The following is a 26,043-nucleotide window of genomic DNA, read 5'->3' on the forward strand; positions in this document are numbered from 1 at the left end:
TCATCAATTTTTCTTTGACACATCTTCTCAAATCCCCTTGACAACTGCCATACAAGCTTAACTTGTTACCAATGATCGCACCTGTTGGGAAAACGGTGGCAAATACCGAGATCCCACCTGTAAATCTTCCTTCAGGTACACCTGTAGAAAACCCCGACCCCACGCGCGATTGCCCGAGTCCGGCTATGTCTCGGTTGCGCCGCCACACTGCGGCCCAGGGCGAAACAATAGAAAGCATCGCGCGACAGTACAATGTGATTCCTGCGGCGCTGATCGGGATAAATCCGATGTTGCGGGGAGGTCGAGTGTCTGCCGGAAGTGCGATCGTCATTCCTCCGTACAGTGCCATCGAGGTAGAAGTACCTGCGGGCTGGAATTGGCAAAAACTGGCAGAAGCTTACAAAGTGCGCGCAGATTTGTTATTTGAGGCGAATGGGTGCAGACCTTTGGGACAAACCGTGTTTGTGCCTGCGGTGAATAGGTCGATCTGGTCTTCTGCAAATCCCGATGCAACGCCATCGGTGCAAGGATTTCCCCTACCCACCGCAGCGGTTGAAGCTTTGCGTTACGGGCGGCAATTGCATCCGGTGCGCCGCGAATTTTTTTTCCACAGCGGCGTAGATTTTTTGGCGTCGGAAGGTACGCAGGTTTTGGCGGCGGGCGAGGGGACTGTCGCCTTTGCCGGGCCGCAGGGAGATTACGGGAATTTGGTGGTGGTAAACCATCAAGCGGGGAAGCAAACGCGCTACGCTCATTTGAAAGATATTGCCGTAAAAGTCGGTCAAAAAGTGCAGTCTGGAGAAGTTTTGGGAACAGTCGGGATGACGGGAAAACGGGACATTCCGCCATCTCATTTGCATTTTGAAGTTCGCTACAATTCGGGTTTGGGTTGGGTTGCTGAAGACCCGCTGCTTTATTTGCAAGCGACTGTTAAAAAATAGGATGGGCGGTTGAAGAAGCTATTCAACCGCCAATATCTTTTTGTATGGCATAATTTAGCAAAAGCCCGTGACGAGATTTGAACTCGTGACTTCCTCCTTACCAAGGAGGTACTCTACCACTGAGTTACACGGGCATAAAAAATTAATAATGTTAAATAAAAGTTTTCAACTTTTTATTTTTAACTTTTTATTTTTATTTAAATTGTGGTGGGCCGGGCTGGATTTGAACCAGCGTAGGCGTAGCCAGCGGATTTACAGTCCGCCCCCATTAACCGCTCGGGCACCGACCCATTTGTACCCACAGTTAAACATCCTAGCAGATTCTTCTTTTTTTGCAACAATACATCAGAAACTCTAATCCAAAGTAGTGAATATATAAGTTAAAACTGGGTCGGGCATCGGGAATAGGGCATCGGGAATTGGTAATTGGTAATTGGTAACTCATGACAACAGTCAACAGTCAACAGTCAACAGACAACTGACTAATTCACTAATTCCCCGGTTTCTTGCAGGGAGTGCAGGCGACGGTAAATGCCTTGTTGACTCAAGAGTTCGTCGTGACTGCCAACTTCGACGATTCTACCGCCGTCGAGCACGACGATCGCATCGGCTTCGCGAATTGTACTCAGTCTGTGGGCAATAATTATGGTGGTGCGCGTACCGAGAATATTCTGCATGGCTACCTGGATCGATCGCTCGCTTTCATAATCCAAACTAGAAGTAGCTTCGTCAAAGATTAACACATCCGGCTCCACCAGCAAGGCCCTGGCAATACCCAACCGCTGCCGCTGACCGCCGGACAAACGCATTCCTCGCTCCCCCACAACGGTATAGTAACCTTGGGGCAACATCCGCACAAAATCGTCTACTTTGGCGATGCGACAAGCATCCTCAACTTGCTCGAAAGTTGCATTTCTATTTCCGTAAGTCAAATTTTCCAGCAGAGTACCGTTAAAAACGTCTACTTCTTGGTGGACAATCGCTAAACGCTGCCGGTAGCGAGTCACGTCTAAGCTGCGAATGTCTTCGCCGTCGATCAGAATCCGGCCTCCGTTGGGTTCAAAGTAGCGAAACAGGAGTTTAACTAAAGTCGATTTCCCGGAACCCGATCGCCCGACTAATGCTATGGTTTGACGGGGATGAATCAATAAATTCACATCCTGCAAAACTGGTTTTTGACTGTCGTACCCGAAGGTCAAACCGCTGAGTTCAACTTTGCCGGTAAATTTATAAGCTGGCTGTGCCGATCGAGCATTTTCTGCTAAATTAACCGCATCAACACCGTCGGGCGTTTGCATAAACTCGTGGAACCGGATCATTGAAGAATAACGGCGCGCCAATAATTCGGCGATCGTGCTAATTGGACGCAGTTGGGAATATGCCATGCTTGCCAACGTGTAGACGGTAACAAAATATCCGAGGGAAATTTTGCCTGCAACCGTGGCTGCTAGGCTAAAACCGAGAACTGAAAACAAACACAACTGGACGATCGTCTGCTGGTATGTCCCCATAGTGACGTATCCTTTGTGAATGCGCTGCATCACGACTTTTAATTCGCGATCGAGTCTGGTTGTTTGCCTTTTGAGTTCATCGCTTTCTGTCGCAAAAGCTTTGACTGTTTTGATGTTGGTGATAATTTCCGAGTTGCGGCTTTCGGTATCTTCGATGTATTCATCGAGAATTTCTTCCCGCGCAGTCAACCGTTGCAGACTTTTGAGGGTGAAACTGAGGATAAATAGGAATGAAACCAAAATTAATAAGCCAATCCGCCACTCAATTAAGCAGATAACGGCAAAAATGCCGATTAAGCGGACGACTTCGGGGATGAATTCGCCGGCAATTTCTGGGTAAGTCCAAGTATGATTGGCGATGCCTTTGGCGATACGGCTGGCAATCCGTCCGGCGTTGTTTTCTTCGTAAAATTCTAGGGGTAAGGTGAGGATTTTGCCGATCGCGCCTCTCATTCGATCGCGCCTTGCCCTCAATGGTATCGCCCAGTGGAACCAATTGGCTACCCAAGGCTGTACCGGTGCTTTGGCGACTGTCACCAGAAAAATTATGCCCAGCAAGACGGATAGCGATAATATTTTGTTGGGTGACTGCTGGGTAACAGAGGCGATCTCTGTTATCAGTTTTTGCGTTACTGGATCTGTAGGTTGACCCGACAATACGTTTAATATTTGACCGATCGCGTAAGGAACAAGCAAATCGGCTAGTGCCAAAACGCTAGATGCACCTATGCTGTAAACTGAGATTTTCCAGTAGCGGCTGTAGTATTTGAAGATGTCCTGAAAGCTTGCCATAAATTTTGGTTGAGATACAACCCTTGCAAACACTTGCATTTAAAACTGCGCTCTCGGCGCGCCTTGTTTACAAGTGTACTACAAAAGTAGTTGTTCGGGGAGTCATCTAGGATCATGCTAGCGACTCGCCCGATCGGGTGATTTATGGCAATCCTTTGATGGTCATCCTTTAACCGTCAGGCATCTATCCGCATTCCTGGGCAAAAAGCTCACGACTAAGGGCAAAAAATGCAAAAGACAGAATTTTTCTTAAATTCTGCCTTCTGAGCAATGCCTTATAAGTTTTACGTTTGAGTAGTCTGTTAGCTGAAAGTGTAGGCTGATTGGAGCGCCCACCAGATCAAGAAGCCGATTCCGCCCGTAATGACGATCGCCGAAATGGCGATCGCAATTGGGCTGTCAGCTCCCTTGAACTTCATGATTCCGCGATTTAAGTCTGACATGACAGTGTTCTCCCACAATTCCAGCTTGATTGTAGCTTTACCGTCGGCGGATGGCGGTCACTCTTCACGGCAATTACTGATTTGGTTAAGAATCTGGCTGCTGAAATTTCAGGTGGGGATAGGCTTTGGGGGTTTTTACTGGGTTTCTGAAAAAAATTTACTAAAAAGACTTGACAAATTCCGAGAATTGAGACAGTATTGTTAATACCGCAGGAAATGCGGGTGTAGCTCAGTGGTAGAGCGTCACCTTGCCAAGGTGAATGTCGCGCGTTCGAATCGCGTCACCCGCTTTAAAAAATAAAAAAATAAAAAGCCGGAAAGTAGAGCAAGAAAGTCTTGGGTATAGTCCTAATGATGGTTGAAAATACCTAAGTTAGTGGTAGAGTGGAGGAGAAAGCTTGCAAGTCACAATTGCCACTGGGGCGATATCTGGGAACAGGCAGTTGAAAGCCTCGCTAGGGCAGAATTGACAAGTTTGATTAAGTGAATATGTTAACGATTATTTTTGCAAAAACGCTTTTTTTATCCGATCGCTCGTGCCATCTCAAAAAGCTCCAAAGATTGACTTAAACGATGAGTACCCCTGCCCTTGCAGGCGCCGGGGTCGTCTTGTGTCCATAACGCTGACAGAAGCCTTTGGCTGCAATCGCTGTCAACAAATATTTGTATTGGACGAAAGTGGAGACGTCATCGAGCAACTATCAACGAACTATCCTTACAAGCAGGCTTGGCGGTGGACGGGTCACCAGTGGAACAGAGCGCATCCGGGTTTGAAGGCGCATTACTTGCCACTGGCTTTGGGTATGATATTGGTGCCGCTAGTGATTTGGTTGCCCTTGGCGCTGCACTCCCCGGGCCCGAATATTATTCTGTGGGCAATGGTCGCCGTGCTGCTAGCAATGCTGCCGGCGCTGATGGTATGGCTGGCTTACAGGCGTTAGCTAGATGATAATAGAGGATTTTACCCATTCATCAGATGGAGCAAATGTCGCCCGCCGGGCTTATCAAGCTTCTTTGGAGTTGGCTGCGGCAAAGAGTACGGCTCGCGCTGCCGCTTTGCAGGCGATGGCGCGCTCGCTCAAAGGTCGGCAAAATGAAATTTTAGAAGCAAATACTCTGGATCTAGAAGCGAGTCGGGACATGGCGATTCCCGACTTGATTGTGGATTGGCTGAAGCTGACGCCAGAACGGATCAAGACAACTGTGCAAATTCTGGAACGGTTGGGGGAAATGCCAGATCCGATCGGCAGGGTGATCAATGCTTCTTATCAGGTCGATCGGTGTCAGGTTTACTGTCAGTCGCTGCCACTGGGGGCGATCGCTCTAATTTACGAGGCGTTTCCCGAGTTGGGGGCGATCGCAGCCGGTTTGTGTCTCAAAAGCGCTAACAGTTTGATTCTCAAAGGCGGTAGCGAAAGCTGGCAAACTAATGCTGTAATTGGAGAAGCTTTGATGTCGGCGATTGATGAGGTCGGTTTGCCGTCAGGATGTTTGCAGGTACTGCCGCCGGATCGGGGGGCTTCGATCCGAGAATTGGTCACTCAAGACCAATATCTCAATTTAATTATTCCCTACGGCAGGCCGAGTTTGGTGCAGCAGGTGGTAAGGTTGTGCACGGCACCCGTTTTGAGGTCGGCAATGGGCAATTGTTACCTTTATTGGTCGCCGACTGGCAGTTTGGAGATGGCAAGGTGGATGATTTTGGACAGCCATCAAAGCGTGCCCGATCCTGTTAACGCGATCGAGAAAGTGCTGATCGATCGCAACCAAAAGCCTTCTTCCTTAGTCAGGCTGTGGAACACTTTAAAAGAAAAAGGCTTTCAAATTAGCGCCGATTCGGATCTCGTCGCAGATTTCCCCGACTTAAAGCTGGCGGAACCATACGAGTGGACTCAACCTTATTTAAACAAAACCATAGCGTTTAAAGTTGTCGATAGTTTAGAAATTGCGATCGGCTGGATCAACCGCTACAGCAGCGGCCACGCTGACTGCATCGCCACTGAATCTTACTTAGAAAGTCGCCAATTTGCTCTGGATGTTAACAGTGCCTCAACTTTTATTAATGCCTCACCTCGGTTTTGGCGTTATCAAAATCGGGGAGATGCGATATTTTTGGGAATGTCCAACCAAAAAGGTTATCGTCGGGGATTGATCGGGTTAGATACGCTGACGACAATTAAAGAAATAGTTCAGGGTAACGGACAATTTTAAGGTGAGTTGGCACTTGGCACTTGGCACTTATCTGAGATTGCTTGGCAACGCTAGCAATGACAGAATATATATAGCCTTTCTCAGGTAGATGAGGTATGAGTATTAATTGGTAATGGAAGTTGATGGCGGTGCTTACCTCACTTAACTACATAAGCACAATTAAGAGGGCTAAAGCCCAACTACGTACCTCACTTACTTGAGAACCGCTATAGTAAGCCTTAATACTTTTTACAAAAAGTATTTTTTGGTATATAATTAAATATTTGTACAACAATGTTTATACTTTTTCATGAAAATTGCCAACAGAAAACAGCCAACTGACAACTCACCTTAAGACGCATTCAGCGAAAATATGAACTCAGCAAAAAGCATCAATACTGTAGACGAGACTGCAAGCGAACAAACGCTAATTCACCACTCGGTCTACGTTAAGAAATTGCGTCCGCTTCTGCCGTCAGATGCCTTTGAACCAGATCCTAACAAGTTAGCAATACTATTCATCAACGCTGCTATTTTATTGCTGGGATGGGGAATTGCGGCTAATCTAGATCGCTGGCCTGTCTATCTTTTATGGCTTTACTTACCTCTAGCCGTCATCATGGGCAATAGTATCATAGTTTTGCTATTTAGCTCCCACGATTTGATGCACGGTAGCGTTCAGAAAAAGTCGCGCCTGACTTATCCGATCGCCTTTTTGGGACTAAGTATGCTGTTCATGCCGCCTACTCAGTGGAAAAATCTGCACAACCTCGTACATCACAATAACACGAATTCTTTTGCAGATCCCGATCGCAATTACCTTTACCAGCAGCCGGATACTTGGGGAAAATGGATTCAAAATCTGTTTGTACCGTCGGTGGAAGTCAATCCGCTGTGGTTAATGGTAGGGATGGCCGGTTCGTGGTTAGTGCATAATTTCCGCAATCTCACCTCGGTACTATTCTTTAACGATAAATCTGTCGATTACGTACCGGCTGCCTTTACAGTTAGTCCTAAAGATAGATTGACGATCGCCTTTGAATGTGTGGGAATCTTAGGAATTCATGCGAGTATTTTGTTCTACCTAAATTTTCATCCGCTCAAAATAGCCCTCGCCTACTTTTTGCCGATCGCAATTGGTCATGCAGGCGCAATGTTTTACATCTATACCAACCACATGGGTTGCCGGATGACCGACATTAATGACCCGCTGATTAACAGTATGTCAGTGCGGGTTCCTAAAATATTTGACTTGCTGCACTTAAATTTTTCTTACCACACAGAGCATCATATTTTCCCCAGCATCAACTCAGACTATTATCCGATGGTGCAAGAGTTGTTGCAAATTCACTATCCCGGTCGCCTAAATTTAATCGATGCCGGTCAAGCTTGGCGGTTGCTGATGTCAACACCGCGGCATTATCAAGATAAACTCACCTTCACGGATTCCTCTGGAACAATGTCTGTAAATTGCTCGATTGTTGAAGAATACAAAAGCTGAGAATGTGCATTGGACTCATATCAAATCCGGTAGCATCGGAATTAATATTAACCACAGCGAGGACACGGCAGTGCCGTGTCCCTACCCGGATTAATTGTAGGGACACGGCACTGCCGTGTCCTCGCTTATCATTCCGATGCTACCGGAAACGATATCACATCTTGCACCATGCAGAAGAACAGGCTTTTCGGCCTGTTCCACAAAGAATGAATTTTATTGTGGGGTGGGCGTCTCGCCCGCCCCAAAAATACACTCCTACATACTGATGCTATTTAGCACCAACGAAGGTTTGAGAGAAAAGTAAGGGATTACTCGTTTTTGATTGTTGGCATCAATCTTCTGTTCAGCCATATTCAAATTTTGTTGGAACTGGCTGGCTAAAAATTCGATCGGCGTTCCCGCAAAAACTTCGTTGAAACTCATCCGGTAGAGTTCTCGGAAAGATTTATCGTAATAACCCAAACGGTCATATCGATAAGCTGACAAAATAAACAGAATTTGCAGTTGGTCAGCCGCGCGTTTGTACGGAGGAAGCAACCGTAAAATGTCCTTTTCCGTAATCACTTCTAGATTACCAGAAGCAGTAATTCTAGGAATGTCCCGGTAGGCTGCTAAGGGCATATTGGCAGCAAAACTCATGTATTCATACTGGGGAAAATTGACGGCTGAATGCTGCGGGCCGCAGGTGAAAATTATAGTTGTGACAATTTTAATTAATTGTTCAACTGTGTTGATTTTGCTTGGCATTCCTTTGACTTTACCGCCCTTAGCCGAAGCTAATTCTTTGGCCCAGGTTTGCAATTCCACATCTTGGGCGATCGCCGCCGGAGTCGGGTAAAAGAAGTTGAGATAGCCCGATACAAAGGTTTCAATTGCATTCCACAGCAGCAATCCATCATCTCGGTAAGGATAGTGAGGCAGTTGATTGGGGTCATCCATTCCCCGATTTTTCAGTTCTGCGGGTAAGGCAAATTCATCAAGACTCCACGTACTGCACGCCTCTCTACTTATTTCTATTGTCTCTGCCAAGGTGCCGCCTAGCAATTCATCGACGGGCCCGCCGGGAGCGATCAAGTGAGAACGCGCCAGATCGTTGTTGGTCAACATAAAGCGAAAGTGCGGTTTCAGCAGCAGGCTCAGCGGGTGATTTTGGGCTAACTGTCGGGCGGTGACGATCGCGATTGGTTCCATCACCAAATGAGTTCGACCTAAATGCGAGCTCATTTCGTGGTGATTGGCATCTGCTACTTGCACGCAGAGTTTCGCAAACAGCCAATCGACAGGAGGATCGAATGGGGTATAGACATGGCTATCTGGCGTCGGATCTAGTTGAATGGCAATAGGTGTCATTTCACCGCGATCGCGGATTCCCGTCCACCGCCAAGCGAAAAAAGCCCGCGGTTTCGGCAAGTATTTTCTGCCTTTTTCATAGGTTCCGCCTCCTATTTTCGCAGGCGCGCGATAGTGTTCGTCAGTACCTGTGTAATCGGCAATGTAAATGTTTTTTTGCTGCAACTCTTGACCCAGATCGAATAATGGGTGCAAACTGGAAAGACCCGCCAGTGTTTGTGCCCGAGGATCGCTCGCATCTAAGAGGCGAAGCACCATCGGATTTGCTCCAGACAGGCGCTGTTCTGCAAAAGAGCGATCGGTTTGGTAGATTTTGGCAACAGCAGGTAGCGGCAGCAGAGTAAAGAAATCTTCATAGTCTTGGAGCTCGTCGAGAGGATCGAGAAAAGTTCTCGCATCGGCTGCCAGCATATTTGCTGGAAGTTCCGATGTTGCTAATATCCGTTCTGCAATATACTTGCTCGAAAAATTCTCGACTGGTGGCACATCTTTCAATAATGCCAAAGGTGATAAACTCTCATAGTCAAACTGATAAGCTTGTTGCTGACGATTCAAGGAATCTTTGCGCTGTTCTTGGTTCGGGTCGTCTTGAGGAAGAGAAGGTTTCATATTGTCTACCATTGTATAAATCAACCCTTTTTCTGTAGTAAAAAGCCGGATAGCATCACTACCGATCGGGGATGGAATTTAAAAAGTATTGTGCAGGCTCACGCTTGATATAGGTCTTATTCACCGAGCAATAATCTTATTCCGGATTTTTTTAAACTCAGAAAAATTCCTCAAAAGAAGTCAACACTTCTCGATCGCCCTAAATCTAGGTTGAAAGGTTTCATTCTCCCGATAAGTAGCTCGCACTCAAGAACCCCGACTTCTTTGAGATGTCGGGGCTCGTGGTGTTAGGTTTTTTGAGCTTGGCCTACTGATTAGCGGTTAGGCACGAACCATTAAATATTGGCCGTTCCCGTTGTATTCGCCGTCGCAACTCGCGAAATTAGCCACAAACCAAATCAAGTAAAACCGCCAGATGCGGCGAAATTTGGCATAGTCGATGCCGTAGTCCAAATCTTTGACTATTGCCTGAGAATCGTCAAAGTTTTTCAGCCAGTTAGCAAAGGTTGTGGAGTAATTGTATCCGTTGAGATACCATCTTTGAATGGTCTTGAGGTCTTTATTGTGGCTGGGAACGGCATCGTATTTCCAGTAACGGCCGTGGGGGAAAATGTATTTGTGGGTGAAAACGCTGGATATATTGTTGGGAGTGCGAACTGTGATGATATGAATGAAAACTTTGCCGTTATCCTTCAGGAAAGAGGCGAGCTTTTGGAAAGCCTTCGTTAAATTACCTACATGACAAAAAACTCCGATGGAGAGAATTTTGTCAAATTTTGTCTCGAAGTTGGCGTCGTTTAAATCGCCTTCATATAGGGTAAATCGACCGGAACTGAGGTAGCTTTCGGGGTCTTGCATCTTCTGACGCATATAGTCGCATTGGTGGTGGCTGAGGTTAATGCCAGTAAAGGTGACATTGGGGAATTTGGAAAGAATGTAATTGGGAACGCAACCCCAACCGCAGCCAAAGTCTAAAATATTGTCGCCATCTTGAATCTCTAGCTTCTCAATCACATCATCAATCATCTGCATTTGCGATTGTTCAAGGTTGGCGGCTCCTTTTTCCCACAATCCCATGCTGTATTTAGGATAAATGAGTTTTCCGTCGCCTAACATCGGATTCAGCATGGCTTGAGGCAAGTCGTACTGAATCTTCATTAAATCCCGCGGCCCTTCGGCTGTATGGTCTGTTTCTGTTAGTACCCATTCGTAGGGTGCAAGCAGGGACGGGAAATGCTTAAAAAAGACCGGCATACAGGTATCAAAAAGCGATCGCAATACTGAATCTGGGACTTCTAATCCGTTGATGTAAGACTCTGCTACTGCCATTTGGACCGTGTTAACTGCACTGACTGCAAGGCGGGTTGCTCCGTAGGCGATCGGACTTTTGGTATGGATATTTCCCACGAGGGGAATGTGGTTTTCGATGTTTTGTAGGGCTGTTGATGAAGTCATAGTTATACTGCTTTTAAAGATGCTGCTATTCTATCTCACGAAAATTGGCTGGTTGTTAGAGAGCAAAAAAGCTGAAACCATTACCAAGTAAGGTTTGCACAGACAAACTCCCCAAAATCCTAAAAATATATGGCGGTTGAAGGGGATTTGATAACGGATTTATAGGGCTTTGGGCGATCTTAATTTTATTAAGAATTATGTCAGTCCATTTTAGATTTTAGATTTTAGATTTTAGATTAACTCCACAGCTTGAATAGGGGTATTTTCACGGTGAGATGAAAATTTTAGTGTTCAGTTATACCATTTTAGATTTTAGAATTGAGAATGAATGATGAGCTAAGAGTTGGACTATTGCCTAGAGTTGCATTCTTTTTTTGAACTGGTGTCAGTTGGGCGGTTGAGCTGACGAAACTAGAAGCAAATGCCGATCGCGCTTTATAGTTAAGGAATCAGGGGATACAGAAAAAATGCCTAGAAACCGGGTTTGCATACAGGTTCGCTGCAATAACAGATGTCCGCGAGATTCCTCGCTAATTAGCTAGACGCGCCACATATGCCACAGATTCACTATCTGCCGGACGATCGCACGATCGAGGTAGACGACGACAATATAATTCTCGAAGCTTCCCTGCGTGCGGGCATTCCGCACACCCACATCTGCGGCGGTAGCGGCCGGTGTTCGACTTGCCGGGTATTGATTGTCGAAGGTTTGGAATTTTGCTCTCCGCGCACTTCGCCGGAAGAGGAACTTGCCAAAAAATTGCGTTTAGAACCGGAAATTAGGCTGGCTTGTCAGACGCACATTGCTGGCGGCAAGGTGATTTTGCGCCGATTGGCGATCGATTCTGAAGACTTGGAATCATTTACCGACCAAATGGCAGGAAAGTCAATTTTTCCTCCTGTGGGGCAAGAGAAAAAAATTGCGATTTTGTTTGCGGATATTCGAGGATTTACGCCGTTTGCAGAATCGCTGCTGCCTTACGACGTAATCTATGTTTTAAATCGCTATTTCCAAAAAATGGGTTTTGCGATCAATCGGAATGGCGGGATGATTAATAATTATATGGGTGACGGTTTAATGGCGCTGTTTGGGTTGGAAAATCCCGACAAAGCTGCGGAACAAGCAGTGAGGGCTGGGGTGGAGATGCTAGAGGAACTAGAGAAACTCAATCCCTATTTTGAAAATTTGTACCGTCACCGATTGCGGATTGGGATTGGCATTCACTGCGGCTGGGTGGTTGTGGGGAATTTGGGAGCGTCTAAAAATCAGACAGTGACGGCGATCGGAGATGCGGTGAATTTGGCCAGCCGGATCGAAGCTGCTAATAAGCAAGTGGGAACAAGTTTACTGATTTCCGAGGAGACTTATCAGGAAGTTAAGGAATTGGCGATCGTCGATCGGTGCATATTAGTTGAAATTCCGGGAAAAAGCGGCGAATATCCGCTCTATGAAGTAGTCGGGATGCCGCCGCTGCCCCTGGAAATCGAGGAGATTTCCGAGGTCAAAGAAAAATCTATTTGGAAAAGTTTTGTCAATAATTTGCTGGCTTTGTATGCTGCGGTGTACAATTGGATTAAGAAAATTTGGATTCAAATTAGAAAAATCTAGAGCAACTTTTTTGAGTTTTGTTATTGCCTCGATAAGATGGATATTCCTCAGTCAATAGTTCGCATTTTTCTCATGCTCCCCAACGGTCAGATAGGGGCACAACTGCGAGATAATATTCCAGGTATTGCTAGTCAAGGAATGCTTTCAACTTTTGGTGGTGGCGTGGACATTGGAGAAATGCCACAGCAAGCAGCAGTGCGTGAATTGGAGGAAGAAACTAGCCTCACAATCAATGATTACACAATGGAATTTATCGCAACTTTTACTCACCAAAAGACACAAAACGATATAAAAGTTTTACAAAATAACCACCTTTTTTTGGCGATAGTTAGCGATTGTGATAAAATAGAAATCAAAGAAGGTGTCGGTTTGGTAGTTTTGAGAAAAGATGTAGACTTTGAAAAAGTCAACGCAGGTGAGGGTACTCAAATGGCTTGGAAATTGTTGCAGGAATATTTAAAATCAAAAACCACACACGACCTTTTCGCCGCCAGGGGACTGAAAGTTTAATAGAGAACTTCTGTACTATGTTGTCAAATACGAATTCAGAGTACGAATTATTACTACAACGAGCGATCGCGATCGCAGCCAAAGCTCATGAGGGGCAGGTTGATAAGGCAGGCAATCCCTATCTCGATCATCCGCTATTTGTGATGGAAAATGTAAATTCTCTAGAGCAAAAAATCGTAGCGGTTCTACACGATGCGGTCGAAGATTCTGAACTTACACTCGAGCAACTTAGAAGCGAAGGTTTTCCAGAAGTTCTAGTCTCGGCGATCGCGGCGATTACCAAAATAGAAGGAGAAGCGTATGCAACTTATTTAGAACGTGTGATTGCCAACCCGATCGCATTGCCAGTCAAAATCGCTGATGTTACTCATAACCTCGATATTCGTCGCATTGCCCATCCGACAGAGGCCGATTTTCAACGCATTGCCAAATACAAAAAAGTCCTCAGTCAGTTGCGTGCCGCCCTACAATAATTATTAACCGCAGATATCCGCGTTAATCCGCGTGCATCTGCGGTCAAAAAAATCTCCAAATCCTAAGCCATCACCATCCCCCCATCCACATTAAAAACCTGCCCCGTAATATAAGCCGCCGCCGCATCCGCCGCCAAAAACTTCACCATCCCCGCAACTTCCTCAACTTCCCCATATCTCCCCAAGGGAATATACTTCAAAATCTCATCAGACTTGACATCCTTAGTCATATCTGTAGTGATAAAACCCGGTGCAACTGCATTCACAGTAATCCCGCGACTCGCCAACTCTTTCGCCACAGTTTTAGTAAACCCAATTACCCCAGCTTTCGCCGCACTGTAATTAGCTTGTCCGGGATTGCCCATTTGCCCAGCAACCGAAGCAATATTAATAATTCGGCCGCTTCGCTGCTTCAGCATGATTTTACTCGCAGCTTTCGCACACAAAAACACGCCAGTTAAATTCAAATCAATTACCGCTTGCCAATCTTCCAACTTCATCCGCAATAGCAAAGTATCGCGAGTAATGCCTGCATTGTTCACCAAAATGTCAATCCGTCCCCATTTTTCCATGACTTTACTGGTGAGTAAATCTACTTGCTCAGTTTTCGAGACATCTGCTGCAAGCGCCACAGCTTCTCCTCCAGCAGCGACTATTTCTGCTACCACCTCATCAGCAGCAGCACTCGAACTCGCATAGTTGACGGCGACTTTAGCGCCCTCTGCGGCTAATGTTAAAGCAACGGCGCGGCCGATTCCCCGCGACGCACCGGTCACGACAGCAACTTGACCCCGCAATCTCTGAAAAGTCTCTGGCAATAATTCCATAATTGTATCCTCGCAATCTACCAGAGAATTTTGCACTAAAATCGAGCCAGAACCCAAAAAATTATTTTGTCTTATGGCAGTTCAAAAACAGTTCAGCAGTTTTGAGGAGTTACTATCGGGCTCTGACTTGCCGGTGTTGGTAGATTTTTACGCTACTTGGTGCGGGCCTTGTCAGATGATGGCACCGATTTTGGAGCAAGTGAGCGGTCAGATGAAAGACAAGCTGATGGTTGTCAAAATTGACACGGATAAGTACGAACAGTTGGCGTCGCAGCATCACATTTATGCTTTGCCGACTTTGGTGTTGTTCAAAAATGGCGCTGAGGTCGATCGAATTGAGGGAGTGATGCAAGCGGCGCAGTTGATCGATCGAGTGCAACCTTTCTTGTAGCACGAGCCCATTATCTCACACGTAGGGTGCGTCAGCCAATATCTGATTAATTATGAATAAGATAATCCTAGTTGACGCACCCTACTGATGAAGACTCCCAGCCACGCTATTATCAATCTCGCAATTCTCGGCAAACCGCAACTGCCGCAAGCTAATCTAATTATTGCGATCGGCGGAATTTTGCCGGATATTCCGATATTTTTATTTTACTTTTGGGCGAAATACATTGCTCGCTTACCCGCAGCTACAATTTGGTCAAAAGCATATTATGAGCCTTTTGTGCAAAATATTGTGGCTCTGTCTCATTCAATTCCCCTTGCGGTTATTGGTTTGCTAATTGCTTATTACTTGGGCTGGCAAAGTGTGCAAATTCTGTTTATCAGCATGATACTACACTCTCTGGGAGATTTGCCTGTCCACAATGACGACGCTCACCGACACTTTTTTCCGTTCAGCAATTACCGTTTTATCAGTCCGTTTTCTTATTGGGATAGGAAGCACTACGGGTCAATTGTTTCTATGGTTGAAATGTTGTTAGTGCTGCTGTCAACTTACCGCGTTTTTGGTTTTGTTAATTCTTATGCTGGTAAAGTATTGTTGATTTTGGTGAATGCTTTTTACATAATTGGAGCGGTGTCTTTTTACGTCCGTTCTTTAGTTTCTCGTTCTTAATTATGCTGCTGCAATTGCTCTCTCATATCAAATCCGTTGGTATGGGAATTATTCATTTCTCTCTTCTCTAACTCTGTGTCCTCTGCGCTCTCTGCGGTTAAATCATTCCGATTTTGCGACGCCAAAGGTAGCCAATTCAGCGATTTAGTGGTAAAATTTTATGTTGGCGGCAAAACTTACGAAGGCACAATATTAACCAACCTCAGCCGCGAATTAGCAGACAATCAATTTGAAGTAGCCGTCAGAGTTCCCGACACCGTACCCTTGGGCGATTCCAGAATTGTCCTCAGTCGCAAACAGAACGAAAAAGTCAGTTCAAATCCGGCAGAACCAGCAAAAGAAGTTCTCTACAACAGCAATTCCTACCGGATTGAAAACGATACAGAATATGTTTTTGGGGCCCAGTGGACAGCGGATAGAATCGCCGTACTCAACGGTTCCGACCCCGAATCTGTTGTGGCAACAACTAACAGCAGCGACTTGCTAATTGGTAACATTGCTGTAGGTACGGACGATCGACTAGATAGAGCCAGAGATTTGACTGTAACTAGCGACGGTTCTCGCGTGTACGTACCTCTAGAAGCTTCCGGTAGAGTGGCTTTGGTCGATCCGATAACTCGGCAGCAGGTAGATACCAAAGCGGATGTAGCGGGCATAAACCCGATCGATTTACCTAGCGGTGCATCGCCTCGTTCAATTGTACTTGATTCCCGCGACCAATACGCTTACATTGCTGACGGGAAAACTGGCGGCAATTCCATCTACGTTCTCGATATCAACCCGTTCTCCTCCAAGTATCACCAAGTTACCCAAACTATCACAGTTGGTGCAGCACCTAGCGGTTTGCGACAGATGGCAATTAGCAGCGACGGAAAGAAGCTATTTGTTACCGCACCGAACGGTTTGAACAGCCAGATTTACGTTGTGAATATTGACCCCAAAGACCGACCCAGCGACCCCAGTCAGAACCCTCAAAAGTGGAATCAATTAATCGGAACTGTAGCAGCCGATGAAGGGGTAGAAGGATTAGCTTCTACGGTCGATCCGCTGAAAATGACGTTCACAAACAGCGGGAAAGATAGCAAAGGATTTGGGGTACTGGATATTACTAATAATGACCCGGTAAGTTTTGCTGCTACTACTCGCTATGCAAGTTTAGGGCTGGGTTCAACTTTTGATTACTTCGATGTGAATGAGGGAGTTTCGGTAACGGTTTTACCGGATGCTAGCTATGCGTTTGTTGTGGGTCGCAATGCGGACACGAAATTTTTCGGTCAGGAATTGCCCAGCGTGGATGGAGACCCGCGGGCCGGTAGCAATATCGGCATTATCAAAGACCCGCTGACAAATCCGCAATTAGTAGCAGCAACTCGACCAATTCCCGACGGATTTGCTACTGATTTAGCGCTTTCAGGTGATAGCAAGTACCTCTATGCTTCCTATCCCAATTTGAGCGGTGCTAATGGCAAGGTGTATGTCTTTGACACTGAAGAATTCGTGAAAACAGTGACAAACCCCGGTCAATTTCAAATTGATGCTAAAGGTCGGGGTGTCGGGCTGCCTTTGTTCGACAGCACTACGGCACGAAATGCTACGGTTGCTGACCTTTCCACAGTACCCATTGATAATATTAACCCAGCGGTTAGTATTGCTGCTGACTTCCAGATTCTGACTGATGCGAACAGCCAGTATACTTACGGCGTGCCGCCTGGTAGCAAGCGAGCTCCCGTTGCTGCGACTAACTCTCGCGGTTTGGCGGCGACACCGCTGGATTGGTTGGATTTAACGGGGCCAGAGGATAGTTCAAATGACTTGACTCCTACTTTTGAATGGGCATTTGACGAATTGCCTAGTGAAAATGTAGAAGAAGTTAACCTGTTCCTCAGCGTATTCGATGAAGGTGAAGGACTGCTACCGTGGGATGAAGTTGTCGATTTACCAGACCCGAATGGCAACGAATTTCTGTTCAATCAAGGATTGAGCAAACCAGAACAGTTGGATTTACTGACAAAACCTTGGAATACTTCTTTTTACCACAGCCAAGAGAACGACTTCAACCCCAACCGAATTCTGACGGCAACTTGGCAAAGAGATGATGACGGCATTGGCAAGTGGACTTTGGATGGCGGTCAAACATTTATTGAAGGTACAAATACCAGCTTCACGCTGCCTGACAATCTCACTTTGACAGCGGGTCAGGAGTACAATTGGGCAGTTGAAGCTTGGAATAAAAATGGCAGCCGAAACATAGAGTTTGGGGATTTTTGGACGACATTAACCGCTCCCAATGATGACGATACCTTCCCCAGCGTAACTGTGCTGACTCATGGCTTCAAGCCTCCCTTTAGTGTTCCCTTTGTTGATAGCCCTGGAATTCCTTCGGAGTTTTACCAACTGGGCAATAGTATTGCCAATGCAGGTGCTGAGGACAACGGTTTGATGATGAGGTACGACCTCGCTACTGGTTATTGGGTTCCTGTTACCAAATATGGAGCTGTTGCCGGAGACTTCCCAGCAGGTTTGAGTCCAAAAGACGACCCAGGTTATCTCACCAAGTTGAAGAGTTACATAGCTCCCTACCTTGATAAAAATCAACCGTTAGTGTTGCTGAATGACTGGTCGAAAAATGCTGAATCGTCAGCTCCTGATTCAGGTTTTAGCGAAGGAGTGGCAGATGCTTTTTTTACTTCGCTCGTGCAGTTAGATCAACTGTTTATCGATGAAAATAGCCCCGCAAAACAAGGAGCAATTTTCAACTCACCGCTGCATTTTGTTGGTTTCAGTCGGGGAACAATTGTTAACAGCGAAATTATTCAGCGTTTGGGGACTTATTTTCCTGAAGCGGGTGGCAAAGAAAACTCTGATATTCGCGACCTTCAGATGACAACTTTAGACCCCCACGATTTCGACCAACCGGGGCTAAATGTGGTGACAGATAATTTCGGCGATTTCCGCGAACCGAAGGTTCAGGTGTGGAAAAATGTCACTTTTGCGGATAATTACTATCAGACAGTACCGGATTTATCAGGAGGTACGGTTTCGCCTGCGGGTCGGGATATTCCGAATCTTCCGTCTACTGAGGATAACAAAACAGCTCCCGGACTTAAGTTGCCGCGAGAAGGTTGGAGGTCAGAAAATCCCGAGGCTACTGCTCCGCTGTTGGGAGAACCGGATTTGTCGGTTTTTCTGGGAACTAATAAAGATAACCCAGATTACAATAGCAGCCGTGCTGGGTTTACGAAAGAAACAGATCCTATTCTTGGTATTTCTGCTGGAGCGGGAGCTGTACACGGACGTGTTTTGGGCTGGTATGGGGGAACATCAGACCTCTTTCCAACTAACTTCCCGTTCGATGAAAACTTAGATGCTAATCCTATTTTCCGCCGACGAGGCGACGGGTATCGCGAACCTTTGTTCGATAAGGACTTTTCATTTGGCGATATTGCGAACAATTCTGCTCGGGTTACACCTTGGTATACGCCGGAAGAGCGTTTTGAGCATGGTGTTGATGCTGCTCCTTGGGAAGGAATTGGTACGGGGTGGTTTTATTCGGTTTTGGGCGGCGGTTCGGAGTTGCGTCCCCAAACGAATGTAGAGCGTATCCCGGTAGATTTTGACAATACTTATGATGCCAGGATGCGGGGAGATGCGGCGGTTCCCACTCTGTTTAACGGCAATTTTGATGCAGTTTTTAATCCGCAGGGTGGTAATCGGACTATTTTTTCTGATGCGATTCCTGGCTGGTCTTTTCATAATGGTGAAACGTCAGCGAGTGTAACTACAAACAATCTTGTTGATGTGAATCAGCTATCTGCAACAGAGGCTCCGGCTTTGCACGCAGAGCTTGATAGAATTGGAGTATATCGAACTCAACCAAATTATGCTCTGAAGCTAGAATCAGGTAAAAGTATTACGCACAACCGTTTTGTCGTACCTGATTGGGGGAATTTACGGTTTGACCTCCATGTTCCCGAAACAGAACTGAAACGAGGCAGAAGTGTTTTAGTTACTTTATCAGCAGCAGATGGAAGTCCTTTAGGTGTTTCATCATCCATCAACTTGACGCGAGCAAATCGTACACCAGGTGCTTATTTAGCAGACACCCAAAAGATTGATTATGGAATTAAAGGGTTTGAGACTTTCCAATTTGAAGTGCCTGACAATTTGCGCGGTAAAGTAGCAACCCTCAAGTTTGAAGTTGTTGGCGGGGGTAAAGTTTATTTAGACAAGGCCTTCTTCAAAAGCCAACATTTGTTGTTTGGCAACCCTTCGGATGCCAGGAATACAACCGACCTTGATGTTGCAGATAAAAACAACTATCTGCTAGAGAAAGCACAGTTTGCCACTGCTTATGATGACAGCAGTAAAACTCCTAAATGGGTAAGTTGGCAAATGAATCAAAAGTGGCTGGATGCAACTCCTCGTTCGGGGGGCGAATTTATTGAAGATGAAAGTATTCCTGAAAGCTGGGGTCGGATTGTAAATAGGGACTATCGTAGCAGTGATTACTCAAAGGGGCATCTGCTACCTTCGTCTCACCGAACCAATAGCGAAAAAGACAACATAGCCACTTTTCTGTTGACAAATGTAGTTCCACAACATTTTGATAATAACGATGATTTCCGAGGAGACATCCCAGATAGTCCAGCATGGACAAGTTTCGACGGTTTTCTTAAAGAGATTACTCAGACCGATCCAATTACTGGGACTCCAAAAGAGCTTTATGTTGTTGCTGGAGGTTATGGCAGCAATCCGACTCCACAGCGTTACAGTCATTACTCGAGACCTAACAGATTAACAGATCCCCAAATCCTTATAAGTAAAGGAATCAATATTCCTGGTTGGACTTGGAAGGTTGTGCTGGACTTAGAGCAACCAGGACTGACTCCTGCTAATGTCACAATTGCTAACGCTGCAACTTACGGCATTTTGACACCCAACGAGGTTGAACCCGATCATGCACCAACTAATCGAAATGGCACAGTGGATAATAATGCAGATTTTGCGTTACCAGCTCCTCACCCATTCAATACTTTATTGGGGTTAAATCTTCCAGACATACAAAACAAAGCAGCTTGGAGAAATTGGCAAACATGGAAGCTGACTGTTAACGAAATCGAGGAGTTGACTGACCTTGACTTTTTCTCAAATATTCCCGACGAGATAGAGGAAATAATCGAATCTCAAGGGTGATGGTCTAGACATAAAACAAAGTAGCCTGGTAAGCTGACTTGGCTTACTAGGCTCTTGACTTTTAATAAAATTTAGAACCAGCAAAAAGGACTAATTCTAGTTTAGATTCTAACCGCGTTGGCGGGTGCTATACTTATTTATTGATGGATAATTTTCATTATTAATAGTGCCATCCGGCATGATAGTATCGCAAAAAATTAAACCATCTTCTTCTGTATGGACTTGAAATGTTGCTCCCATCAAGTTAGCTCTAGTTAGGTCAGTACCAACTAATCGCGTACAAAATATACTAGCTTCTCTCAAGTCAACATCAATTAGATCGCATACCAGTTCGGCATAATCTAAAATGGCTTTCCTCAAATTGGCACCAGTTAATATCGTACATTCAAGGGTGGCAGAGTCTAGGTTCGCACTACTTAGGTTAGCACCGCTGAGATTAACACAACTCAAATCGGCTCTAGTCAAGTTCGCATCGCTGAGATTGATACCGCTTAAATCATTTTGGCCTGGTTGGAGGTATTCGATGTATATCACTTTAGCAATGTTTAAATCAGCATGACTCAAATCAACTCCAGAGAAATTCCTCTCTCCCGCAGCGTAACGCCTATATAGTTCTTCAACGTCCATAGCTTTCTTGTTCAAGGTGTTTATACTTTTATAATAGCACTGTCACTTTTACTTTTTATCAATACAAAGCTGCTTGGAGAAATTGGCAGACATGGAAGTTGACGGTTAACCAAATCGAGGATATGAAATAGGTTGGGGAGATACATAATGTTCAACGCATTATAACAGTTTCCTCAAGGCTCTGCGTAATTCCTGTTTTTTGAAATAGATGTAAACCTTGCTACTACTTCTTCAAATTTAAAATTCACCCTCCCTAATCTCACCATGCCAGTGTTCAGTAGCATTGATTGGACCAGGGATAAATTCTCCATTTATCCAAGTAGTCTCGTAAAAGAATATATCTCCTTGTATACCACCGCATACTCGTGCTTCCAGTAAGTTGCTTCCTATGAATTTAGAATAACTCATGTCAACTCCTGATAAATTAGCCTCTCTCAAATCGCAATAAAAAAAATAGACACCCAACCAATCTTCATCCCGACTAAATCGAACATTTCTGAAATCAGAAAATATAGCCATTCCCAAGCCAACATTTTCCAAACAAGCACAACTAAAGTTGACATAGCTTAAGCGAGAACGACTCAGGTCAATATCACGCAATTCAGCACCGCTCAAATCTACACGATGCAATATTTTATCCTGAAAATTTCGCTCGCCCTCGCCATAGCGCCGGAGCAATTCTTCAGCAGACAACACTCTGTTTAAATTGTTTTGAATCCTGCCGTCAGGCATAGTCACTTGATGAAAAATAGTCCGCTCTGTTGTTTTAATATCGGTCAAATTGGCATCAGTCAAAATAGTGTCAATCAGCACAGCACCCGTCAAGTCGGCACCCGTCAGGTCTGCACCTGTTAAGTCGGCACCAGTCAAGTCAACATTAACCAATGTAGTATTCCTGAGATTGGCATTGCTCAATTTTGCCTTAATCAGTAAGGATTGATCCAGCCATACTCTTTCTAAGTTAGCATGACTCAAGTTAGAATTAATTAAATTAGCCCCCCCCAAACTAGCGTCTTCCAGATTAGCACCGCTCAAGTTGATATCAACCAGGAAAAACTCGGAGAGATGAAAATTTTTAAGATCGAAACCCGAAAAATTTCTCTCTCCAGCTATATACCGTCTCCGTAATTCTCGCAGGTCGTAGATTATCGTTGACTCTTTTTCGTCCACCACTTTTTTTGCTAGCAAATATTAGTTAATTTTAGCAGAACTATTATGAAATAGGCTGGGACATATCTAAATATTCAACACATTACAGTTCCTTTAACAGTAAGGTCGTCAGCTTATAGCGATTCAATGGGCATCCAAAATCATCTAAGCTGACGCACCCTACTACTCCACAGCGTTACTGACTTGGCTTACTAGGCTCTTGACTTTGAATAAAATTTACAACCAGCAAAAAGGACTACTTCTAGTTGAGATTCTAACCGCGTTGGCGGTTGCTATACCTATTTCTTTCGGGCCAATTTTTACTATTAATAGTGCCATCCGGCATGATAGTATCGCAAAAAATTAAACCATCTTCTTCTGTATGGACTTGAAATGTTGCCCCCATCAAGTTGGCTCCGGTCAGGTCAGTACCAATCAATCCCGTGCAAAATAGACTGGCTTCTCTCAAGTCAACATCAATTAGATCGCATACCAGTTCAGCATAATCTAGGATAGCATCGCTCAAATTAGCACCAGTCAATATCGTGCATTCTAGGGTAGCAGACTCTAGGTTCGCACTGCTCAAGTTAGCACCGCTGAGATTCACACAACTCAGATTGGCTCTAGTCAAGTTAGCACCGCTGAGATTGATACCACTCAACTCATTTTGACCTGCTTCGAGTTCTTCGAGGTCTTCCACGTTAGCAACGTTTAAGTTAGCACTACTTAAATCAAGTCCAGGGAAATCCCTCTCTCCCGCAGCGTAACGTTTATATAGTTCTTCAACGTCCATAGCTTTCTTGTTCAAGCTGTTTATAATTTCATAGTAGCGCGATTACTTCTACTTTTTATCAATAAATATATCAAGCTGTGCGAGAGGTTGAACCCGATCGCATAGCAAGTAATCCAGATGGCTCAGAATGAATACAACAGTCCTAAAATCTCAACTCTCAAATCTAAAAACGTTAACTGCGCCGAATATTAAAACAGCACCAATCTTGGCGCTTCCATAGAGTAGCCACAATCCAGCCGTGCTGTTCGAGAGTGTCGGCAATTGGCTTAGCTTGTTCGAGCAAAATGCCGCTGAGCACGGCCCAAGTAGTGGGTTTGCTAATTGCAGTGAACTGCGGGATTAAATCAATGATTACTTCTGCTAAAATGTTGCAGATCAAACCGTCGATCGGCTCATCGATCATTTCTTTCAAGCGATCGATACTGCCGAGCTCTGCAACTAACTGCTGAGAATTAACGCGGTTGAGTAGTCTGTTGCTAATGGTCGATCGCACTGCCAAAGGATCTGTATCCAAAGCATAAACTTTTGTAGCGCCCAACAACACCGCGCCGATCGACAAAATACCCGATCCGCAGCCGATATCGGCAACGATGCACTCTTTGTCATCAAAACCGAGACGCATTTCCAGCGACTCCAGACAAAGTTGAGTAGTAGCGTGAGCACCGGTACCGAAAGCCACACCCGGATCTAAACGCAAAATAACGCGATCGGTATCAGTTGGTAAGGGCAACCAGGCCGGATTAATTAAAAAGCGATCGCCCACTTCTTGAGGCTGCCAGTGCTCCTTCCAAGTGCTGCCCCAGTCTTCGTCTTCAATCAAATCCCACTGCATCGCAGGTAGGGGCAAACCTGCACACAGAGCATCTTGGCGCAGCCACAGAGACAGAGCGGCCAAATCCAGCAATCCTGCCTGTTCTTCGGGCAAATAAGCCGACATCAGGCAGGAATTGCTTTTTATCTCAGTAGCAGTTCCCCGACAGCTAAACCGTTCTAGACGCCAAAAGATGATATCTTCCAGCGCCTGATCGCAAAGAATTCTAATTTCCCACCAGCTATGTGCCATAACGATTTTAGATTTTAGATTTTAGATTTTAGATTGGCCCAGGGGAACTGGAGACTGGGAACTGGGGAGTGAGGAATGAGGATTGGCTAATAGAAAAATTCCCGCTTTCTTGCCAATTACCAACGATCAATTACCCATTACCAATTATCAGTCCTGGCATCCAAAATCTAAACTCCTAAATCCGTCAAAGATTTACCGTGTAAGCATCCCGAATTCCCGGAACTTTTAGGATCTCGGCCAGTATCCCTTCTGGTAGAGGGTCATCAAGGCTCAAAACCATCACCGCATCGCCTCGCACGATTTTACGGCCTACTTGCATACTGGCAATATTGACATTAAAACTGCCCAATTGGGAACCAATTTTGCCAATAATCCCCGGCATATCGCGGTGCAGGGTAAACAGCATGTGGTGAGTGGGGGAAACGTTGACCGGGAAATCGTCAACGCTGGTAATCCGAATTTCGCTTTCGCCGAGCACTGCACCTGTCACGGTGTGTTCGCCGAGGGTTCCCTTGGCCGAGAGGTGCAGGGAACCGGTATAGTCGCGAATCGAGGCGTCTCTGGTTTCGACGACGCGAATTCCGCGTTCTTTTGCTTCAATGCTGGCGTTGACGTAGTTAACGCGCTCTCGCAGGGCTTGGGAGAGCAGGCCTTTGAGGGCGGCAACGACTACGGGCTGGCTTTGGTTGTTGGCCAATTCGCCTTGCAGTTGGACGTTGAGGTAATCGACTCGGCCTCCGGCTAGCTGGCTGACGAGGTTGCCGAGGGTTTCGGCGAGTTGCAGGTAGGGTTTGAGTTTTTCGATCGAGTCTGGGAAAATGCCGGGTATGTTGACAGCCGATCGGGCGGGCAATCCCAACAGCACGTCGCGAATTTGTTCGGCAACGTCGATCGCCACATTCACCTGAGCTTCCGCTGTGGATGCTCCCAAGTGGGGCGTCAGCACGATGTTCTGGCCGACACTCCGCAGCGGGGAATCGGCTTCGAGGGGTTCGTGTTCGTAAACGTCCAAAGCTGCGCCGGCGATCTTGCCTTCTTTGATGGCTTCTGCGAGGGCTGCTTCGTCGATGATGCCGCCTCTGGCGCAGTTTATGATGCGGGCCGTAGGCTTCATTTTCGACAGCACTTCAGCGTTAATTAAATGCAGGGTTTCCGGCGTTTTGGGGATGTGCAGGGTGATGTAGTCAGATTCGCGCATCAGCAGTTCGAGTTCTACCAAGCGGCAGCCCAACTGGTCGGCTCTTTCGGTCGAAATGAAGGGATCGTAAGCCAGCAGTTTCATGCCCATTGCTTTGGCTGCGGCCGCGAGGTGAGAGCCGATTTTGCCCAAACCGACGATGCCGAGGGTTTTTTTGTAAACTTCTACGCCGATAAAGCGGTTGCGTTCCCATTTACCACCTTTGACGGATGCGTTGGCTTCCGGGATGTGGCGGGACATCGAGAGCATCATGGCGATCGCGTGTTCGGCGGCGGCGATCGTGTTGCCTTCGGGGGAATTGACGACTACAATTCCTTTGCGGGTAGCGGCGGGTACATCGACATTATCTACGCCGACGCCGGCTCTGCCGATGATTTTGAGTAGATTGCCAGCTTCGATGATTTCTTTGGTAACTTGGGTGCCAGAACGGATCATCAAAGCGTCGTAATCTGGAATAATTCTTACCAGTTCTTCGGCTGAGAGCCCTGTGTTTACGTCAACTTGCGCGACTTGGGAGAGGATGTCAATTCCGGCTTGGTCGATCGGATCGGATACTAGAACTTTAGGCATAGCAAGCAATTGAGTGCAATAGTAAAAATAGACCGAGCGTTGGCGAGCTCAAAGTGAGACTTATGACTTAGAGCAGTATCTAACAGCTCAGCTCAAGCTTGCCTTTGTGCAGTTTGAATTGTATCTGTATTCGGTCAAGGTCGGCCGTTTTTTGCGTGAAATATTTTAGCTTTGCG

The 26,043-nt window shown here is 45.9% G+C and carries 20 protein-coding genes and 3 tRNA genes; 11 read left to right on the forward strand and 12 right to left on the reverse strand.

Annotated features, from left to right (window positions below; genetic code table 11):
- Positions 1–71 precede the first annotated feature (71 nt).
- Positions 72–941 (forward strand): M23 family metallopeptidase, encoded by an 870-nt coding sequence (locus tag QUA78_RS02455; RefSeq protein ID WP_333304737.1) that lies wholly within the window; start codon positions 72–74, stop codon positions 939–941.
- Between the two features lie 62 nt (positions 942–1,003).
- On the opposite strand, the gene QUA78_RS02460 is transcribed toward QUA78_RS02455, so the two are convergent.
- From QUA78_RS02460 to QUA78_RS02475, 4 genes are all read right to left on the reverse strand, one after another.
- A tRNA-Thr gene (locus QUA78_RS02460) sits at positions 1,004–1,075 on the reverse strand.
- A 71-nt stretch (positions 1,076–1,146) separates the two neighbouring features.
- Positions 1,147–1,231, reverse strand: a tRNA-Tyr gene (locus QUA78_RS02465).
- Between the two features lie 192 nt (positions 1,232–1,423).
- Positions 1,424–3,244, reverse strand: coding sequence for an ABC transporter ATP-binding protein (locus QUA78_RS02470; protein ID WP_333304736.1), 1,821 nt, complete (start codon positions 3,242–3,244; stop codon positions 1,424–1,426).
- A 302-nt stretch (positions 3,245–3,546) separates the two neighbouring features.
- Complete coding sequence (locus tag QUA78_RS02475) at positions 3,547–3,687, reverse strand: hypothetical protein (protein WP_333241062.1); 141 nt, start codon at positions 3,685–3,687, stop codon at positions 3,547–3,549.
- 218 nt (positions 3,688–3,905) lie between these two features.
- On the opposite strand from QUA78_RS02475, the gene QUA78_RS02480 reads away from it, so the two are divergent.
- The 4 genes from QUA78_RS02480 (at position 3,906) to QUA78_RS02495 (ending at position 7,378) form a co-directional block, all read left to right on the forward strand.
- A tRNA-Gly gene (locus QUA78_RS02480) sits at positions 3,906–3,977 on the forward strand.
- Between the two features lie 246 nt (positions 3,978–4,223).
- Entirely contained in the window at positions 4,224–4,628 is a 405-nt protein-coding gene (locus QUA78_RS02485; protein ID WP_333304735.1) for a hypothetical protein, read from the forward strand.
- Between the two features lie 4 nt (positions 4,629–4,632).
- Positions 4,633–5,898 (forward strand): glutamate-5-semialdehyde dehydrogenase, encoded by a 1,266-nt coding sequence (locus tag QUA78_RS02490; protein WP_333304734.1) that lies wholly within the window; start codon positions 4,633–4,635, stop codon positions 5,896–5,898.
- Between the two features lie 352 nt (positions 5,899–6,250).
- The gene (locus QUA78_RS02495) at positions 6,251–7,378 is read left to right on the forward strand and encodes a fatty acid desaturase (protein WP_333304733.1); all 1,128 of its coding nucleotides are present in this window, start codon (positions 6,251–6,253) and stop codon (positions 7,376–7,378) included.
- Between the two features lie 255 nt (positions 7,379–7,633).
- Here QUA78_RS02495 and QUA78_RS02500 read toward each other — a convergent pair whose 3' ends face one another.
- On the reverse strand, positions 7,634–9,337 hold the full coding sequence (locus QUA78_RS02500) for a lipoxygenase family protein (RefSeq protein WP_333304732.1): 1,704 nt from the start codon (positions 9,335–9,337) through the stop codon (positions 7,634–7,636).
- A gap of 321 nt (positions 9,338–9,658) precedes the next feature.
- Entirely contained in the window at positions 9,659–10,792 is a 1,134-nt protein-coding gene (locus tag QUA78_RS02505) for a class I SAM-dependent methyltransferase (protein ID WP_333304731.1), read from the reverse strand.
- A 553-nt stretch (positions 10,793–11,345) separates the two neighbouring features.
- On the opposite strand from QUA78_RS02505, the gene QUA78_RS02510 reads away from it, so the two are divergent.
- The 3 genes from QUA78_RS02510 to QUA78_RS02520 are packed head-to-tail and all read left to right on the forward strand — an operon-like array spanning position 11,346 to position 13,384.
- Positions 11,346–12,401: an adenylate/guanylate cyclase domain-containing protein gene (locus QUA78_RS02510; protein WP_333304730.1), complete on the forward strand. Its 1,056-nt coding sequence runs from the start codon at positions 11,346–11,348 to the stop codon at positions 12,399–12,401.
- 36 nt (positions 12,402–12,437) lie between these two features.
- The gene (locus tag QUA78_RS02515) at positions 12,438–12,911 is read left to right on the forward strand and encodes an NUDIX domain-containing protein (protein WP_333304729.1); all 474 of its coding nucleotides are present in this window, start codon (positions 12,438–12,440) and stop codon (positions 12,909–12,911) included.
- 17 nt (positions 12,912–12,928) lie between these two features.
- Positions 12,929–13,384, forward strand: coding sequence for an HD domain-containing protein (locus tag QUA78_RS02520; RefSeq protein WP_333304728.1), 456 nt, complete (start codon positions 12,929–12,931; stop codon positions 13,382–13,384).
- Positions 13,385–13,446: 62 nt separating this feature from the next.
- Here the strand turns inward: QUA78_RS02520 and fabG are convergent, their stop codons facing one another.
- Complete coding sequence (gene fabG / locus QUA78_RS02525; RefSeq protein ID WP_333304727.1) at positions 13,447–14,211, reverse strand: 3-oxoacyl-[acyl-carrier-protein] reductase; 765 nt, start codon at positions 14,209–14,211, stop codon at positions 13,447–13,449.
- A gap of 73 nt (positions 14,212–14,284) precedes the next feature.
- On the opposite strand from fabG, the gene trxA reads away from it, so the two are divergent.
- From trxA to QUA78_RS02540, 3 genes are all read left to right on the forward strand, one after another.
- Positions 14,285–14,602 carry a thioredoxin gene (gene trxA, locus QUA78_RS02530; protein ID WP_333056552.1) on the forward strand — a complete coding sequence of 106 codons (318 nt, stop codon included), beginning with the start codon at positions 14,285–14,287 and terminating at the stop codon, positions 14,600–14,602.
- An 87-nt stretch (positions 14,603–14,689) separates the two neighbouring features.
- A complete protein-coding gene (locus QUA78_RS02535) occupies positions 14,690–15,274 on the forward strand; it encodes a hypothetical protein (protein WP_333398554.1) in 585 nt (194 codons plus the stop codon).
- Between the two features lie 147 nt (positions 15,275–15,421).
- Positions 15,422–20,467: a DNA/RNA non-specific endonuclease gene (locus QUA78_RS02540; RefSeq protein WP_333398556.1), complete on the forward strand. Its 5,046-nt coding sequence runs from the start codon at positions 15,422–15,424 to the stop codon at positions 20,465–20,467.
- A gap of 108 nt (positions 20,468–20,575) precedes the next feature.
- Here the strand turns inward: QUA78_RS02540 and QUA78_RS02545 are convergent, their stop codons facing one another.
- The 5 genes from QUA78_RS02545 to serA all read right to left on the reverse strand — a co-directional run bounded on the left by QUA78_RS02545 (position 20,576) and on the right by serA (position 25,867).
- Positions 20,576–21,094, reverse strand: a complete 519-nt coding sequence (locus QUA78_RS02545) for a pentapeptide repeat-containing protein (protein WP_333398557.1) — start codon at positions 21,092–21,094, stop codon at positions 20,576–20,578.
- 237 nt (positions 21,095–21,331) lie between these two features.
- Positions 21,332–22,282, reverse strand: a complete 951-nt coding sequence (locus QUA78_RS02550) for a pentapeptide repeat-containing protein (RefSeq protein WP_333306508.1) — start codon at positions 22,280–22,282, stop codon at positions 21,332–21,334.
- Positions 22,283–22,517: 235 nt separating this feature from the next.
- On the reverse strand, positions 22,518–23,036 hold the full coding sequence (locus tag QUA78_RS02555; RefSeq protein ID WP_333306510.1) for a pentapeptide repeat-containing protein: 519 nt from the start codon (positions 23,034–23,036) through the stop codon (positions 22,518–22,520).
- Between the two features lie 172 nt (positions 23,037–23,208).
- Positions 23,209–24,099 (reverse strand): 50S ribosomal protein L11 methyltransferase, encoded by an 891-nt coding sequence (gene prmA / locus QUA78_RS02560; RefSeq protein WP_333398559.1) that lies wholly within the window; start codon positions 24,097–24,099, stop codon positions 23,209–23,211.
- Positions 24,100–24,283: 184 nt separating this feature from the next.
- Positions 24,284–25,867, reverse strand: a complete 1,584-nt coding sequence (gene serA / locus QUA78_RS02565) for a phosphoglycerate dehydrogenase (RefSeq protein WP_333398560.1) — start codon at positions 25,865–25,867, stop codon at positions 24,284–24,286.
- Between the last annotated feature and the right edge of the window lie 176 nt (positions 25,868–26,043).

Source organism: Microcoleus sp. K4-B3 (genome assembly GCF_036704615.1).
GTDB lineage: Bacteria > Cyanobacteriota > Cyanobacteriia > Cyanobacteriales > Microcoleaceae > Microcoleus.